The sequence below is a fragment of the Sedimentibacter sp. B4 genome, from assembly GCF_000309315.1.
Taxonomy (GTDB): Bacteria; Bacillota; Clostridia; order Tissierellales; family Sedimentibacteraceae; genus Sedimentibacter; species Sedimentibacter saalensis.
This window is the reverse complement of record NZ_CANG01000030.1, coordinates 91,387-106,890: the sequence shown is the minus strand read 5'-3', so window position 1 is coordinate 106,890 and position 15,504 is coordinate 91,387. Positions and strand designations below refer to the sequence as shown.

The 15,504-nt window shown below is 35.0% G+C and carries 13 protein-coding genes and 1 pseudogene; 11 read left to right on the top strand and 3 right to left on the bottom strand.

Going from position 1 to position 15,504, the window contains the following annotated elements; genetic code table 11:
- From BN358_RS25985 to BN358_RS05440, 4 genes and pseudogenes are all read left to right on the top strand, one after another.
- A pseudogene (locus tag BN358_RS25985) lies at positions 1 to 235 on the top strand (PLP-dependent lyase/thiolase); the annotation flags it as partial.
- A gap of 115 nt (positions 236 to 350) precedes the next feature.
- Positions 351 to 848 (top strand): ferritin family protein, encoded by a 498-nt coding sequence (locus BN358_RS05450; protein WP_019226947.1) that lies wholly within the window; start codon positions 351 to 353, stop codon positions 846 to 848.
- Between the two features lie 121 nt (positions 849 to 969).
- Complete coding sequence (mobB, locus tag BN358_RS05445) at positions 970 to 1,716, top strand: molybdopterin-guanine dinucleotide biosynthesis protein B (protein WP_019226948.1); 747 nt, start codon at positions 970 to 972, stop codon at positions 1,714 to 1,716.
- Between the two features lie 113 nt (positions 1,717 to 1,829).
- Positions 1,830 to 3,155, top strand: coding sequence for a sorbosone dehydrogenase family protein (locus BN358_RS05440; protein ID WP_019226949.1), 1,326 nt, complete (start codon positions 1,830 to 1,832; stop codon positions 3,153 to 3,155).
- Between the two features lie 101 nt (positions 3,156 to 3,256).
- Here BN358_RS05440 and BN358_RS05435 read toward each other — a convergent pair whose 3' ends face one another.
- Positions 3,257 to 3,763, bottom strand: coding sequence for a hypothetical protein (locus tag BN358_RS05435; RefSeq protein ID WP_019226950.1), 507 nt, complete (start codon positions 3,761 to 3,763; stop codon positions 3,257 to 3,259).
- A gap of 171 nt (positions 3,764 to 3,934) precedes the next feature.
- On the opposite strand from BN358_RS05435, the gene BN358_RS25980 reads away from it, so the two are divergent.
- The 3 genes from BN358_RS25980 to BN358_RS05425 are packed head-to-tail and all read left to right on the top strand — an operon-like array spanning position 3,935 to position 6,001.
- A complete protein-coding gene (locus tag BN358_RS25980) occupies positions 3,935 to 4,093 on the top strand; it encodes a hypothetical protein (RefSeq protein WP_019226951.1) in 159 nt (52 codons plus the stop codon).
- A gap of 13 nt (positions 4,094 to 4,106) precedes the next feature.
- Positions 4,107 to 5,426, top strand: coding sequence for a M18 family aminopeptidase (locus tag BN358_RS05430; RefSeq protein WP_019226952.1), 1,320 nt, complete (start codon positions 4,107 to 4,109; stop codon positions 5,424 to 5,426).
- Between the two features lie 26 nt (positions 5,427 to 5,452).
- Positions 5,453 to 6,001 (top strand): DUF3795 domain-containing protein, encoded by a 549-nt coding sequence (locus BN358_RS05425; RefSeq protein WP_019226953.1) that lies wholly within the window; start codon positions 5,453 to 5,455, stop codon positions 5,999 to 6,001.
- Between the two features lie 24 nt (positions 6,002 to 6,025).
- Here BN358_RS05425 and BN358_RS05420 read toward each other — a convergent pair whose 3' ends face one another.
- Positions 6,026 to 6,229 carry a heavy-metal-associated domain-containing protein gene (locus BN358_RS05420; protein ID WP_019226954.1) on the bottom strand — a complete coding sequence of 68 codons (204 nt, stop codon included), beginning with the start codon at positions 6,227 to 6,229 and terminating at the stop codon, positions 6,026 to 6,028.
- A 237-nt stretch (positions 6,230 to 6,466) separates the two neighbouring features.
- Here BN358_RS05420 and BN358_RS05415 point away from each other — a divergent pair, with 237 nt between their 5' ends.
- From BN358_RS05415 to BN358_RS05400, 4 genes are all read left to right on the top strand, one after another.
- Positions 6,467 to 7,720, top strand: a complete 1,254-nt coding sequence (locus BN358_RS05415; RefSeq protein WP_019226955.1) for a radical SAM protein — start codon at positions 6,467 to 6,469, stop codon at positions 7,718 to 7,720.
- Positions 7,721 to 7,778: 58 nt separating this feature from the next.
- Positions 7,779 to 9,305 (top strand): YifB family Mg chelatase-like AAA ATPase, encoded by a 1,527-nt coding sequence (locus tag BN358_RS05410; protein WP_019226956.1) that lies wholly within the window; start codon positions 7,779 to 7,781, stop codon positions 9,303 to 9,305.
- Between the two features lie 2 nt (positions 9,306 to 9,307).
- Complete coding sequence (gene dprA / locus BN358_RS05405) at positions 9,308 to 10,408, top strand: DNA-processing protein DprA (protein ID WP_019226957.1); 1,101 nt, start codon at positions 9,308 to 9,310, stop codon at positions 10,406 to 10,408.
- Positions 10,409 to 10,642: 234 nt separating this feature from the next.
- The gene (locus tag BN358_RS05400) at positions 10,643 to 12,673 is read left to right on the top strand and encodes a hypothetical protein (RefSeq protein WP_019226958.1); all 2,031 of its coding nucleotides are present in this window, start codon (positions 10,643 to 10,645) and stop codon (positions 12,671 to 12,673) included.
- 40 nt (positions 12,674 to 12,713) lie between these two features.
- Here the strand turns inward: BN358_RS05400 and BN358_RS05395 are convergent, their stop codons facing one another.
- On the bottom strand, positions 12,714 to 15,311 hold the full coding sequence (locus BN358_RS05395) for an Ig-like domain-containing protein (protein WP_019226959.1): 2,598 nt from the start codon (positions 15,309 to 15,311) through the stop codon (positions 12,714 to 12,716).
- Positions 15,312 to 15,504 lie beyond the last annotated feature (193 nt).

Here is a 15,504-nt window from a genome sequence, read left to right as displayed (position 1 = left end):
TGAAATAAAATTTGGGAATCCAAAAGAAGAAGTACCTGGAACAAACATAATACTGCCAGAACATCCATCAATGATAAAAGCAGAAGATGCAGATTTAACGCACATGAGAAAATCACTGATAAAAAATGCAGTAGCAACATACAATGCAACACCTAATGATGCTGACATAGATTTCCTTGCAGAAGAAACAAACACAAATGTTGAATTTGTAAAAGAAGTATTAGCTTCATTGTAACAAAAAAATGGCCTAATTAAGGCCGTTTTTTTATTGTGAATAGAAAAAGTTTAAAATGATGTTTAAAAAAAATAGTGAGTGGTATAATCATTATATAACGATTTTTGGAGGGAATATGTACAAAGAAGAATTAGCAATTATTTCACAGGCAGCGTTGAATGAAGTTGAAGGATATGAATTTTACAAAATGGCAAGCGAAAGAGCATCATCGGACGGAACAAGGGAAGCTTTTAAAGAACTTGCAAACGAAGAATTGAAGCATGCTGAGTACTTAAGAAAATTGTGGACTCAGTTAAGTGGCGGCGGAGAAATAAAAATAGAAGATATTTTAGGCTCAGGTGTAGTTATTCCATCACCGGAAATTTATAGGTGGGATAAGGTAGATAAAAAAGACACTTCTGTTGCAATGTCTGTTTTTGGAATAGGAATGCAGATGGAGCAGAGTTCAATTGATTTTTATGAAAAAGCTAAAGTAAAAGTACAATCTCAAGCAAGTAAGGATTTGTTCGGCATATTATCAGGATGGGAAAAAGTACATCTTCTGCAGTTTAGTGAACAATATGGTATATTGAAGGAAGACTGGTGGGCTGAACAGGGTTTTGCACCGTTTTAAAAAATTTATCGGCAGTTGTGTGCAACTGCTTTTTTTTATTGCAAATATGGATTGTGAAAATTCTGAAAATATAGGATAATATGAAATGTATGAATAATGCTAAATCTTATAGGAGTGAAAAATGAAGGTATTTTCAATAATAGGAATATCAAAGTCTGGAAAGACAACAACAATAGAAAACATAATCAAGGAACTTATTAAAAGAAATTATTCAGTGGGAACGGTAAAAGAAATTCATTCTCACAATTTTAAAATGGATGTTGACGGGACAAATACACACAGGCATAAGAATGCTGGCTCCACACTTATTACAGCAAGAGGTGCTAATGAAACTGACGTATTGTTCCAAAGAAAATTGAATTTAAATGAAATTCTTGATTTTTACTCTCACGATTATGTAATATTGGAGGGAGTAAGAGGTACATGGGTGCCTACTATAGTTACAGCTCACGATGTTCAGGGGATTGAAGACAGAATCAGTGAAACAACATTTGCAATTTCAGGTGTGATTTCAGGAGATTTAAGCGAATACAATGAAATTCCTGCAATAAATTCTATTTCGGAAATAGAAAAATTAGTAGACTTAATAGAAGAAAAGGTGTTTGACCGCCTACCTGACATGAAAGATGAATGTTGCATGAAGTGTGGACATACTTGCAAGGAATTAAGCTCATTGATATTAAAAGGAGAAAAAAGTAGGTATGATTGTGTTTTAAGTGAACAGAAGGTAATTCTGAAAATTAATGGAAAAGAGATAACCATGGTTCCTTTTGTGCAGAAAATTCTTAAGAATTCTGTTGAGGCGGTTGCCGGAGAAATAAACGGTTTTTCAGAAAACGGAAATATAGAAATTCTGATAAAAAGATAATATTTACCTAGCTGCGCTAGCAGCTTTTTTGTTTTCTGTTTGTATCATAAACATTCAGTAACGTGAATCAGAAACCTGGAATATATTATATAAACAATAAAATGGAGGTTGAAATGAGCACTAACGAATCTAGTTTTAATTCCAGGAACCTAAATCCTTTAGATATATATGTGTTGCCGGGATACACAGTGGAGGTATTTGCTCAGGGTTTGAATTCACCGGTAAGCATGGTTTTTGATGAAGACGGCAGCATAATAATTGGAGAATCAGGGGAAGTAGATGGTAACGCAAGAGTAATGCGTATTAGAAACGGCAGCTATGAGGTTGTAGCTGAAGGCTTCAATGTTCCTCTTTCAGGAGTTAATGTACTGAATGGGGATAAATATGTCTCTCACAAGGGAGTTATAACGTTATTAAGACAAGATGGAACAAGATATAATTTAATAACAGGTCTCCCAAGTCTTGGTGACTATACAAACAGCCAGGTAGTGTTTGGTTCTGATGGAAAAATGTATTTTGGTCAGGGCTCAGCCACAAATTCGGGAGTTGTGGGGCCTGACAACAGCTGGACTGCATTTCATCCATATTTTCATGATTTCCCGGCAGAAGACATTGAACTGGTTGGACAAAATTTTGTGTCATACAACTTTTTTTCTTATTCTCCAACGGATTACGCATTCACAGGTGCATTTCGTCCTTTTGGAACACCAAACAGACCTGATTCTGTTGTGCTGGGAAACTTAAGGCCCACAAGCTGTATATACAGGGCAGAACTTGACGGTTCGAATCTTGAGGTTTATGCATGGGGTGTGACACAGCCGTACAGAGTAAAATTTGACCGGTTTAACAGATTGTATGCTACCAATCTCACATACGACGTGAGGGGAAGCAGACCCATAAAAGATTGTCCTGATGGATTTTTACTCATAAATCAAGGGTCATGGTATGGATTTCCTGATTTTTGTGTAGGCCTTCCTGTCACATTGCCTCAGTTCAGACCTGACGTAGGTCCTCAGCCTGAATTTTTAATGTCAAGGCATCCTATGATTCCTCCCAAACCCTTTGCAACCATTGAACCCCATGCAGGAGTTAGAGGTTTTGACTTTGACTACACTCAGGAATTCGGACCATATGGAGATGCTTATGTTGCACTGTCAGGAAGCATATATCCAGTAACAACAGGAGGGTATCCTCTTCCTGGAGTAGGCAGAAGAATTGTCAGGATTGACATGAACGACGGCAATGTGAGTACATTTGCCATTAACAGAACAGGACTCGGAGCTTCATTTACGGGAGGCGGCGGATTTGAAAGACCCATGGATGTTGTCTTCGGACCGGACGGAGCCATGTATGTGCTTGATTATAATGTGGCTGTCCCCATGAATCCAAATCTTTACGTTCCAAATACAGGAGTAATATGGAAAATCAGCAGGACATAAATAATATAGCTTATTGCAGAAAAAAGCAGACTAAGTCTGCTTTTTTTCTGCAAATATAATTTCATTAACTTTTCCTATGATAATCAACATATATTCCGCCTTTATTCATTAAATCTGTCAATTGGGCTTGGGGGAATTATGTATGTTTGCTCAGGTGCTCCTGTTTCGCCGGCAACTACCGGAACCATGTCAACTTTATAATCGGTTTTTATGCCGGGGAAAATTCGGAAATTTAAAACGTTCACAGTATAATAATTTTCAGCTAAAACTCTCATGTTGTACGTGGTATAATAATATTGTGAGGTATCCATGGGATCACGTATTACAGGCAGTAAAATATCCGGAACTCTTCCGCTTGAATCTGTTGTTTGCTGAGAATATGACTGCACTTCACCTCCTTCCATTGTCCTATATACCATAACAGATGCGTTTTCAACCGGAAGCGCTCCAAGTGCTGTAAAGACTCTGACAGTCAATGTTCCAGTTTCCGCACTCTCAGGAGTTTCTGATGGAGGCTGTGATGGTGTTTCTAAAGTTTTTACCATCATATTTTTAGCAGTATACGGTTTTGGAGTGATATATCTATTATTATATTTATAATAATCCATGAAAAAAAGTCACCTCTTAATTTTATGTATTTAAGATATAATATGATAAGAAAAAGATATTGTTAAAGTTTATATTTTCATTATATTAAACTAGTTTAATTTTTAGTCATTGAAAAAATACTGAAAATATAAGATAATATATATAATAAATATCATGATAAGGAGTATTATATGAGCGATCAAATAATATTAAAAGTAAACGGACAAGAGATAGCAATGGTTCCATTTGTGCAGAAAATTTTGATAAATTCAATCGAAGCAGTTACAAAGGAACTTAACGGCTGCCCTGAAAATGGAGACATAGAAATAAGCATAAAAAGACAGAAATAAGAAGGAGTGAAAAATGTACATAAAAGCATCTAAGGATTTAATTGAATTTATAAAAAAATCTCCGAGTGTTTTTCATGCAGTTGATGCATTGAAGACAGAACTTAAGTCAGAAGGATTTGAAGAACTGACAGAAGGAAAAAAATGGAACATTCAAAAAGGAAGCAATTATTTTGTTACCAGAAATCATTCATCGATAATAGCTATTAAAGTCGGAGAAAATTTAGATGACTACAGCTTCAACATAGTTGCTTCACACTGTGATTCTCCAAGTTTTAAGATTAAGGACAATTATAAAATTGAAGCAAGTAAAAAATATGTCCAGCTAAATACTGAAAAATACGGCGGAATGATTTATTCCACTTGGCTTGACAGGCCTCTTTCTGTTGCAGGAAGAATTATTGCAAAAAACGGAGAAAACTTTGAAACAGTACTGGTAAATATAGACAAGAACCTTGTTTTGATACCTAATGTTGCCATACATATGAACAAGGAAATCAACTCAGGCATGAAGTACAACGAGCAGGTTGACCTGCTGCCGCTGTACGGAATATGTGCAGAAGGAAAAGACAGCTTCATGGATTTAGTTAGCAGCTGTGCAGGGGTACAAAAGGAAAATATCATCAGCACAGACTTATTCCTTTACAACAGGACAGAGCCCACTGTATGGGGAGAAAAAGACGAGTTCATGTCATCACAAAAGCTTGACAATCTTCAGTGTGCATATGCAACACTGAAGGGATTTTTAAGAGGCAGCAACACAAAGTCAGTCAACGTTTATTGCTGCTTTGACAATGAAGAAGTTGGCAGTGGAACTAAACAAGGAGCAGCATCAACATTTTTGGAGGATGTTCTTAAAAGAATAAATGACAATCTGGGTAAATCCAGTGAAGAATATCTTTGTGCCCTTGCTTCTTCATTTTTGATTTCAGCTGACAATGCACATGCAGTTCATCCAAATCATCCTGAATTAAGTGATCCCACTAACCGAGTGTACATGAACGAAGGAATTGTAATAAAACACAATGCAAACCAAAAGTATACCACAGACGCAGTAAGCTCAGCTTTGTTTAAGGAATTCTGCAAAAGAGCAGATGTACCATATCAAAATTACACTAATCGCTCTGATGTTGCAGGAGGAAGTACACTTGGAAACATTGCATCATCAAAAGTTAGCATAAACATGGTTGATATAGGTCTTGCACAGCTTTCCATGCATTCATCCTACGAAACTGCCGGTATAAAAGACACATTGTATTTAATTAAAGCTTCAGAAGAATTTTTCAATTCACACATTATAGAAAAGTCATCTGGTGTTTTGTCCGTGACAAAGTAACAAGATGAATAGGAATAGGTGAACATATGAAAGAATATAAAAGACAATATCCGATTTTTTCTTTATGTGGTCTTAATTGCGGCTTGTGCCCAAGATACCACACAGACGGACATTCAAAATGTCCCGGATGCGGAGGCGAAGAGTTCCATTTAAAGCATCCCACATGTTCTGTCATCACATGCAGCAAAAGTCATGACAATGTAGAATATTGTTTCCAGTGCACTTCTTTTCCATGCGAAAAATACAGGGAAGAAAGCAACAAAGATTCTTTCATCACTTATAAAAATGTTCTTTTGGATTTCAAGAAAGCAGAAAGTGCGGGCATTGAAAAATATATAGAAATTTTAAATGAAAAAATAAAAGTATTTCAATATCTCATGGAAAATTTCAATGACGGAAGAAGAAAAAACTTTTTCTGCACAGCAGTTAACTTGCTTGAAATTGAAGATTTAAGAGAAGTCTTACTTTCAATAAAAAATCTTGATGTTCAAGATGAACAGAAAACAAAAAAAGCTGTTTTTCTCTTTGAAAAGAAGGCAAAAGATAAAAATATACAGCTTAAGTTAAGAAAATAAAGTATAAGACCCTTCAAGGGTCTTTTATTCTATTTTGCAGCCTGTTTGCTCAATTCGCTGCCTTATTATGCTTTCTTCTGTAAGATCTCCATATCCAACCTCTATGGATCCTCTTCCAATATCAATATTTATCATTTTAACACCTGGAATTTCGCTGAGGGCATTTTTTATTTGTGTCTTCATTTCAGTGTTTTGCAGTCTGTCAACGTTGTAATGAACTTTATTCATAATATTAATTCCTTTCAATAGTATTTAAATTAGTATTTGTTTAAAACATAAAAAATATTAAAAGTTTAACAGCATATTAAAAAGGGTATAAAAGGTAAAAACATAAGGTAATGAAATGGATAACTTTAAGGTCATTGAATGTGCTAAAAACATTTAGCAAAAAAGAAAAAATAAATTAAATTACAGAATGATTAAAGATATAGATGTACAGCAATCAGTTTGTTTCAGGAGGTGTTTATGCTTATAACATCAATGTTAAGGGTTGTTCTGACCCGCTCATTAAAGCCCTTTGTTTTTACGGGGAGAAACGAGAATAAACTTAAATTTGAATCTCTTGAAGATCTGGGATTGTACGTTCATATTCCATTTTGCAGGAGTGTCTGTAGGTTCTGTCCCTATTTCAAGGAAGTATATGACAAACATAAGGCTGAATCGTACAAAAAAGCACTTCTTAAGGAAATAGACATTGTGTGCAGAAATCTTAAGGAGAAAAAGAATGCTGCAAGCCTGTACTTTGGAGGAGGTACTCCTGCACTCATGATAGATGATATGAAAGAAATTATTGACAAGCTTAAAAATTATTTCATCATTGAAGGCGGCATAGGCGTTGAACTTCATCCGGAAGATATTAAAGAATCAACACTTGATAAATTAAAGAATATTGGTATTAATATGGTGAGTATAGGACTTCAGTCTTTTGATGAAAAGTGTCTGCAAAGGCTGGGAAGAAAAAATGATCTTTTTGAAGAAAAGCTGAATCTCATCAAAAGTTATGAATTTGATGTTGTTGATGTTGACTTGATCTTTGCTATTCCAGGTCAGACGGACAAAATTTTGCTGAAAGATATTACGGTTGCATTTGATAACGGAGCCACTCAAGTTTCAACATATCCTTTTATAGATTTTACTTTTACAGACAATGACTATAAGGCAATGCCGGAAAAAACAAAAAAAAGGATGCTTAAAAAGCTTACAGAATACTGCAGCAAAATTAACATAGAAAGAACTTCTGTTTGGACATTTGCAAAGAAAGGAACAAAACGCTATTCTTCAGTTACGAGAGATAATTTTATTGGTTTTGGTGTGTCAGCAGCAACTCTTTTAAAAAATACATTTAAAATAAACACATTTTCAATTTCTGAGTACATAAAAAGAATAAACAACAGCATTCTTCCATCTTCATTGACTCTGTATTTCACAAAAAGGCAAAGAGCAGTATATTATTTGTTCTGGAGCGCTTACTCCTTAAAAATTGATATTCAGAAATTTGAAAGAATCATTGGAGAATCCATTGATAAGATGTTCGGCTTTGAACTTTTACTGGCTGAAAAATTAAATCTCTTGGTTAAAAACAAAGATTTCTATGAACTAACACCGAAATCTTCATACTGGTATCATATTATAGAGCAGTCTTACACGAGAAAATACATCGATAAAGTATGGAATGTTTTAAGAAAAGAAGCATTTCCAGGTAAAATAGTCTTAAGATAAATATACTATTATGAAGAGTAAATTGCATAATTCGATTGGTAAAATATTGGAGGTAATTATGCTTTCGAAAATTAAGACCTGTGTTTTGTATGGACTTGAAGGATATGAAATTGATGTTGAAACAGATTTATCAGGAGGACTCCCGAATTTTAGCATTGTGGGACTTCCTGATATTTCAATTAAGGAATCGAAGGAAAGAGTTCGCTCAGCAGTGAAGAACAGCGGATACAGCTTTCCTGTAAGCAGGATTACCGTTAATCTAGCTCCTGCAAATTTGAAAAAGGAAGGAAGCCAGATCGACCTTCCTATTGCTGTGGGAATTCTTGCAGCCAGCAAAGTTATAAAGGAAAAAATCGGTAATAAGACAATAATTATAGGAGAATTGTCCCTGGACGGCAAAATTACCGCTGTTGAAGGGGCACTGCCCATGGTAATATCCATGAGGAATAATAATTTTGAAAGAATAATAATTCCTGAAGACAACAAGGAAGAATGCGGCGCCCTAGAAGGAATAGAAGTAGTGCCAGTCAATAATTTAATCAGATTGGTTGAATATCTTAACAAAGAAATTGAAATAGCTCCATTTAAAAAAGATTATGAAAAATTACATCAGTATGAAGTTTTCAATGAAGATTTTTCAGAAATTAAGGGACAGCCTGCCATGAAAAGAGCTGTAGAAATCGCTGCTGCAGGAATGCACAACGTGCTGCTCCTTGGATCACCGGGCTCAGGCAAGACTATGATAGCAAGAAGAATTCCAACCATACTTCCTGATTTAACATTTGAAGAGTCCCTGGAAGTTACAAAAATATACAGCATATCCGGTTTGTTGTCAGGCAAAGGTCTCATAAGGAAAAGACCTTTCCGTTCACCTCATCACACCTCCTCACGAGTTGCAATGGCTGGAGGAGGTTCAAAGCCAAGCCCTGGAGAAGTATCTCTGGCTCACTACGGCGTCTTGTTTCTCGATGAAATCCCAGAGTTTCCTAAAAATGTGCTGGAAGTTTTAAGACAGCCCATGGAAGACGGGAAAATTTCCATATCAAGGGCCAACGGCTCCTTTACATTTCCTGCTAAATTTATGCTTGTAGCCGCCATGAATCCGTGCTGCTGCGGGTACCTGGGCGACTCAACTCATGAATGCACCTGCACCCAGGGTCAGATAGATAAATACCTTGGGAAAATTTCTGGCCCCTTGTTAAACCGCATTGACATACAGGTTGAAGTTTCTCCGGTAAAATATGAAGATTTGAAAAATACAAATGAAGAGGAATCTTCTGCTGAAATCAAAAAAAGAATAATAAATGCACGCAATATTCAAAAGGAAAGATATAAGGAACTTGGTATCATAACAAATTCTGAGCTTTCAGGAAGATATATTTCAAAATACTGCAAAACAAACAGTGAATCAGAAAACCTTCTAAAAAGTGCCTTTGAAACACTTGGTTTAAGCGCCAGGGCATACAACAAAATATTGAAGGTAGCAAGAACAATTGCTGATTTGGAAGGCTGTGAGAATATAAAAACCATCCATGTGGCAGAAGCAATTCAGTATAGAAACCTTGACAGGAAGTACTGGAGGTAATAATGGACAGCTTGAACATAAATCAAAAAACCATTGGCTGGCTAAATTCTGCCAGAGGAATATCAAACGGAAAAATAGAAAAATTACTTAACTATTTTGAAGGAAACACAACATATCTGTGGGATAATTTTGAGTGTGAGAAAAAGAATCTGCAGCTAAAGGAAGAAATCATAAGAGAACTTTCAAGAACGAAAGACAGCTTTGAAGAAAACATGCTTAAAAAATTAAATAAACATAATGCATTTGCCGTGGCCATTTTTGATGATGATTACCCTTTGCTGCTTAAGGAAATAGCATTGCCGCCTTACATTTTGTATTGCAGGGGAAGCATAAAAAACATAGACAATCTATCAATTTCAGTTGTAGGTTCCAGAAAGGCAACAAGTTATGGAAAATGGGCTGCAGAAAAATTCACCAGGGAACTTTCTGAACTTGGAGTTAATATAGTAAGCGGTCTTGCTGCAGGAATTGATTCTGTAGCACACAAAACAGCACTGAAGTGCAGTACAAAAACAATAGGTGTAATTGGCTGTGGAATAGATGTTGTGTATCCTAAAATCAATGAGCAACTGTACAATGAAATAGCTGCACAAGACGGTGCTGTTATTACGGAATATTCTTTCGGTATGCAGCCCATGCCTAACAACTTTCATGACAGAAACCGCATAATAAGCGGATTATCTCATGGAATACTGGTGATTGAAGCACAGGAAAGAAGCGGAACACTAATTACAGCAGGACATGCGGCAGACCAGGGGAGAGAAATATTTGCAGTTCCCGGCAACATTGACAGCATCTACAGCAAGGGAACAAATGCTCTTATAAGGGACGGAGCCAAGATTACAACTTCAATAGAAGATATCGTGGAAGAAATTCCACAGCTTAAGGAAAAATTATCAAAAAGGAACAGCATAGACTTAACATCTTTAAGCAGTGACGAAATAAAAGTCATCAAAATCCTTTTGTCAGGAAACAAGACTGTTTATGAAATTGAAGGAGAAACAGGATTGGAAACCCCTCTTTTGTTAAGCATTCTTACATTTCTTGAAATGAAGGGAAAGATAATTCGGATTTCAGGAAACAAATTTGCACTCAATCAATAAAAGGATATTAGAGATCCAACGTTATTCTGCACGAAATAAGTATCTCATTAAAAGAAATATTCAAAATTTGAGTATTTCTTTTTTTATGAGAAATATTTTAAAAAAATGTACAATATTGTAAATAAATAATTGGATTATATGTAAAAATATATAGATTTCTACAAAAATAGCATGTCTAAATTGCTATACTGATTATATTTATAATAATATTATATAACGAAAGGGAGTGATGTAGTGTATTCAAAAATGAAAAGATTGCTTATTTTATTGTTTTGTATTTTATTTATGATTCCGAATATTTCATCGGCTCAAACCTTTTACAATCCTAATGTTCAAAATCATATAGAAGAAAGACAAGTCGGTAAATGGGCAGTTGGTTTATTTAATTATTTTATGAGTATGCAAAAAAAAGTTCTTACAATTGATAAGCCAGGCGTATATGAATTAGGAAATTATAAGGGTACAATAGTCATCTATAATGGAAATGTTACTTTAAAAAATACATATTTAACGGGTAACTTAATTATTTTAAAAAGTGCAAGCAATGAAGAGGTTAATCTTGAAAATGTAAATATCAGAGGAAATGTACGCATTTATGGCAAGAATGTTAAATTAGTGCTTAATGGAAAATTTAATCATATAACAGTTTCATCAAGCGGCCTAAATTTAAATCTGAGCAAAGGAAATATAGAAAATTTATCTGTAAGCAATGGTTTAGAAAATACAACAATTAATTTATTTGCCGGAACACAAATCAACAATTTATTATTAGATTCAGTTACTTATGTTAAAGGTAAGGGGGTTATAAGAATAGCAACAGTTACCATAAATGGAGTAAGGATGGAGCAGATTCCACAAGAATTAATACATGAAAATGGAATCAATGTTCAGGTTGGTTACTCAAGGAAGTCTGGTTCAGACAATTCAAACAGCAGCAACAGTCAAATTGACAATGAAATTGTTTCTGAAATAATGAAAGACTTAAAACTTGAACTTAAAGGTGCAGTAGGAAGAAAGGCAAACCCTGAAATATCTTTGCCTAGTACTGATGACAAAGGGTATCAATCAAATATAGCATGGGTATCTGATAATCTTGAATTCATACAAATTGAAGATAACAAGGCATTAATATATCGCAGGGGAATTAATGGAAGTCACTCAGAAGACCATGACGAGGAAGGATGTGAAAATGATGTGAATTCTTCTGCAACAGTATCGTTGATTAGTAAGGATTATACAAATTTTGAAAGTTTAAATCATGAGGAAAGCAGCGCTGGATGCAGCGGTTCTGGTGGTAAAGTAAATTTAGTTGGATTGACAGCAACTATTAACAAAGGAACTTTTTTTGATACTAAAACTTTTTATATTTTAATACCTTGGGGATGGGGTAAAGCCATAAATATTGTAGAAAACAATTCAGGGTCAGGAGAACATGAACATGGTGATTCTGCACCTATACCTAAGGTAATTCCTGATCAGGAACTGTTTATTGGTCAATATCCTTTATACATATCATCTGAAGACTTAGCTCAAAATGGAGAAATTATTTCTAATGTTCAGTATGAAGCAGTTAGTACAACAACTGCCAGTGCAATTACAGGTAGTGCAATTGCTGCTGTAAATGTAATAGATAATTCTCTTTTAAGAATTGAACCGTATTATCCAGGCTTTTTAATAATTACAACAGATGTTGGGAATTCATCAGGTAATGCAAATGTGACATTTAAAGTGTTAATTGAGAATCAGATTCAGGTTGATGATTTAAGTGCAGTAAATGATTCATGCAAAAGTTTAAGGTTGAATATAATTAGTAAAAGGCATGATTCAAGTCAGAAAAATTTTTTAATTTTGCCGGATACTGATTATTTAGGGCATGGAACGTCAATAACTTGGAAATGCAATAACAATGATTTTATAGTGATTAATGAAGATTTGAATCTTGCAATGATTTATAGACGTGGTTCTTCAAAAGAAGAAGGGGGTTGTGGAGAACATTCAGAATTGGAATATTTAAGTTCTATTGTTGGTGGAGAAGAAAAATCTGATGAAGAAAGTTGTGATGGAAGCTGTGAAGGCGAAGCTGACAGTGATGAAGGGGGAAGCTGCGGTGGTGATGAAAACAGTCATGAAGACAGCAGTAAAGGAGGCAAATCTACAGATGTAGAACTGACTGCTACAATTAAAAGAGGCGAAGCAGAAACAACTAAAAATATTTTCATTAAAATACCTTGGGGCTGGGGAAAGACAATATCTGTGAAATATTAGAAAGAATAATGAACTGCATTTTTGCAGTTCACTATTCTTTCTATTCCGTTATTAAAGATTTATTAACTTCTAGGCATTTGGAAACAACTTTAAATAATTCTGCTTTTGTCAGTGTATTGTTTGGTTTAAATGTATTGTCAGGATATCCGGAAATAATTCCCAAATTACATGCTGCAGCTACATAGCCTTTTGCATTTGAATCTATTTCTTCTCTGTCAATAAAGTTTAATGCTGGATTATCAATAGGTTCAATACCAAAGGATTCCATTAGCAATACTGCTGCTTGCTGACGGGTGATAGGAACATTTATTTCTTCGTATACTGTGGGTTCATATTCATTACCGTTATTAATGTATTCAACTAATTCAACCACGTCACTTAAATAAACGGTATTATTCAAGTCAGTTAACTTTTCGAATAGAGGCCTTGGCATATTTCCATTTTCAATTAAGTTATCTAGATAACTCTTCGACCAATGACCTTTAAATTTTGTAGTTTCATCAATCTTTACATTATCAGTATTTAAATTGTTAATGGCTGAACTGCCTATATCTGAACTTACTACATTAGAATTTCCTCCTCCAGTGCCTGATGATGGAGGAACATCATCGTCATTATCATAAACAGGAGGTTCTTGAGGATCATTTACAGGAGGGTTTTGGGTGTCAACAGGATCATCAACCGGGGGAATAACCGTGTCTCCAACTTGATTGCTTTCTCCAACGTATATGTTTGTAACTTTAATATCTATGAAACTGTCTCTCATTAAAGTAATCTGTTTTAACAGCTCTCCATCATCTGAATCAGGATTAACCATACTTAAATTGTCTTTATATTTTAACGGAGTTACTTCCAGCAATAAATAACCGCCAAGTTTCAAAGTTTCTCTGGGTGGTATCCATTGGACAACCCCATTGTGATCAGTTATGCCTATCATTTTGACTTCATCTACGAAACTATTTACATCTACTCCATCCAATCCATTAGGCGGATATGGATCTGCAGGAGGTGTTCCATTGTAAAATTCTCTCCAAGAAACTTCCTCTAAAGTTGTACCAAAGAATTCTTCTCTTGCAAGCAGGAACACAATACCTTCAGAAGTTGTTTTTCCTCCATACATTGTCAGACTTACATCAACATTTTCAATAGGTATAGTAGGGGTTGAACTTCCTCCCATAAAGTTTGTCATTAGTGTTTTTTCATCGTCCTTAGGATAATTTGGATCTTGGCTCATGTAAACAAAGTATCTGTCGCTGTAATTTTCTGTAGCATTAAATTTTGTTGCGTCATATAAAGAAAACATAATTGTATCTTCATATACTGTGACTATACCTTCTCCCAGAGGATCAGTACTGCCTTTTTCAGTAACCTTAACGTAGTATGTAATTCCATCATTTGTTATTGAGCCTTCACTTATAAGTTTTTTAACAAGTTCTTCAACATTAATAAAGACTTTGTAAGGATCATCGAAATGTTCTGTGTAGCTATCTTCTAAGCAAGGGAAAATATATGAAATTTCAGGAGCAGCTCCTACTGATACTTGAGCGTATCCTTCATATCCACCATCTAATGTAGTGACAGTTATAACAGCATATCCAGTTGATTTTGCCGTTACAATTCCTAATTCATCTACAGATGCTACGCTTTCATCTGATGAAGTCCATATGACATCTTTAACAGCTGCATTTTCTGGGCTGACGTTTGCTAGAAATTCATAAGTGTTATTTTCGCCTAAATTTAAATTTACTGAATCAGTATTTAATGTTATACTGGTTACACGTACTGCGGAATCCAATGATTTTACAGTAACATTACAAGTGGTATATATACTTTCCACATCTGCAGATTTTACCGTAATGACTGCAGTACCTATGCCTAAAGCTTCCACAACTCCATTATTGACTGATGCAACTTCCGGTGAACTTGACAACCATGTCAAAGATTTATTATTGGCATTTGTAGGATACACTGCAGCATTCAATATGGCTTTGTCACCAGTTAAAAGTTCCAGTGTTGTCTTGCTAAGTTCAATGTTTTCAACATGTATAGTTCCCACTTTATAAACGAGAGTCGCACTTACAATTTCATCGGTACCTTTTATTGCTACACTTACTTCAGGAATTATAAAGCCCTGGACAGATTGGCCAACTAAAACCCATTCATCACCCGGTTCGGTGTAAAATGTAACTTTACCATCTACTGACAATTTAGATTCGGAAGAATCAGAGTTCATTAAATTAACTACTACTTCAGTAGGATGCTCAACATTTTCAGGCCATATTACAGAAACATTTAATGTTTTTAAAGCTTCAGTAGTATCCGGCTTACCTCCGCCAGATCCTCCAGAGCCTCCTGAAGCTCCGTTTCCGGAACCTGATCCGCCAGAACTGCCTGAACCTCCTGACCCTCCTGAACCATTGACACCACCTTTTCCAGAACCTCCTTGACCATTTCCCCCTTGGCCAGAGCTTCCGCCAAAACCATCATGCGTTTCTTCCACAGCAGATATTTCGGCTGCAATTAATACTGAATCTTTTACATTGTTTTCAATAAGGCTTATAGCTAGTATAGGTTGTACAAAAAGCAAAAGAGTAGTAAAAATTGACAGCATAAAAAGAATTTTTTTATGCTTATTCATAAAACACCTCCCTTCAAATTTAGTTTATTATATGTTTTAAATATCGCATTATTCTATAAGATGTATATATTTATCCAAATATTAATAATATAGTAAAAGATTGCGGAAATAATAAATAATTTTTATTGATTAAGGGATGAAATTTAAATATTTACTAAATAACAGAATTTATTGCGCTCAAAGATTTATAAAT

Coding starts and splice junctions, on each gene's coding strand:
- BN358_RS05440 (WP_019226949.1), top strand. CDS start 1,830: ATGAGCACTAACGAATCTAGTTTTAATTCCAGGAACCTAAATCCTTTA.
- BN358_RS05425 (WP_019226953.1), top strand. CDS start 5,453: ATGAAAGAATATAAAAGACAATATCCGATTTTTTCTTTATGTGGTCTT.
- BN358_RS25980 (WP_019226951.1), top strand. CDS start 3,935: ATGAGCGATCAAATAATATTAAAAGTAAACGGACAAGAGATAGCAATG.
- dprA (WP_019226957.1), top strand. CDS start 9,308: ATGGACAGCTTGAACATAAATCAAAAAACCATTGGCTGGCTAAATTCT.
- BN358_RS05435 (WP_019226950.1), bottom strand. CDS start 3,763: ATGGATTATTATAAATATAATAATAGATATATCACTCCAAAACCGTAT.
- BN358_RS05420 (WP_019226954.1), bottom strand. CDS start 6,229: ATGAATAAAGTTCATTACAACGTTGACAGACTGCAAAACACTGAAATG.
- mobB (WP_019226948.1), top strand. CDS start 970: ATGAAGGTATTTTCAATAATAGGAATATCAAAGTCTGGAAAGACAACA.
- BN358_RS05410 (WP_019226956.1), top strand. CDS start 7,779: ATGCTTTCGAAAATTAAGACCTGTGTTTTGTATGGACTTGAAGGATAT.
- BN358_RS05450 (WP_019226947.1), top strand. CDS start 351: ATGTACAAAGAAGAATTAGCAATTATTTCACAGGCAGCGTTGAATGAA.
- BN358_RS05395 (WP_019226959.1), bottom strand. CDS start 15,311: ATGAATAAGCATAAAAAAATTCTTTTTATGCTGTCAATTTTTACTACT.
- BN358_RS05415 (WP_019226955.1), top strand. CDS start 6,467: ATGCTTATAACATCAATGTTAAGGGTTGTTCTGACCCGCTCATTAAAG.
- BN358_RS05430 (WP_019226952.1), top strand. CDS start 4,107: ATGTACATAAAAGCATCTAAGGATTTAATTGAATTTATAAAAAAATCT.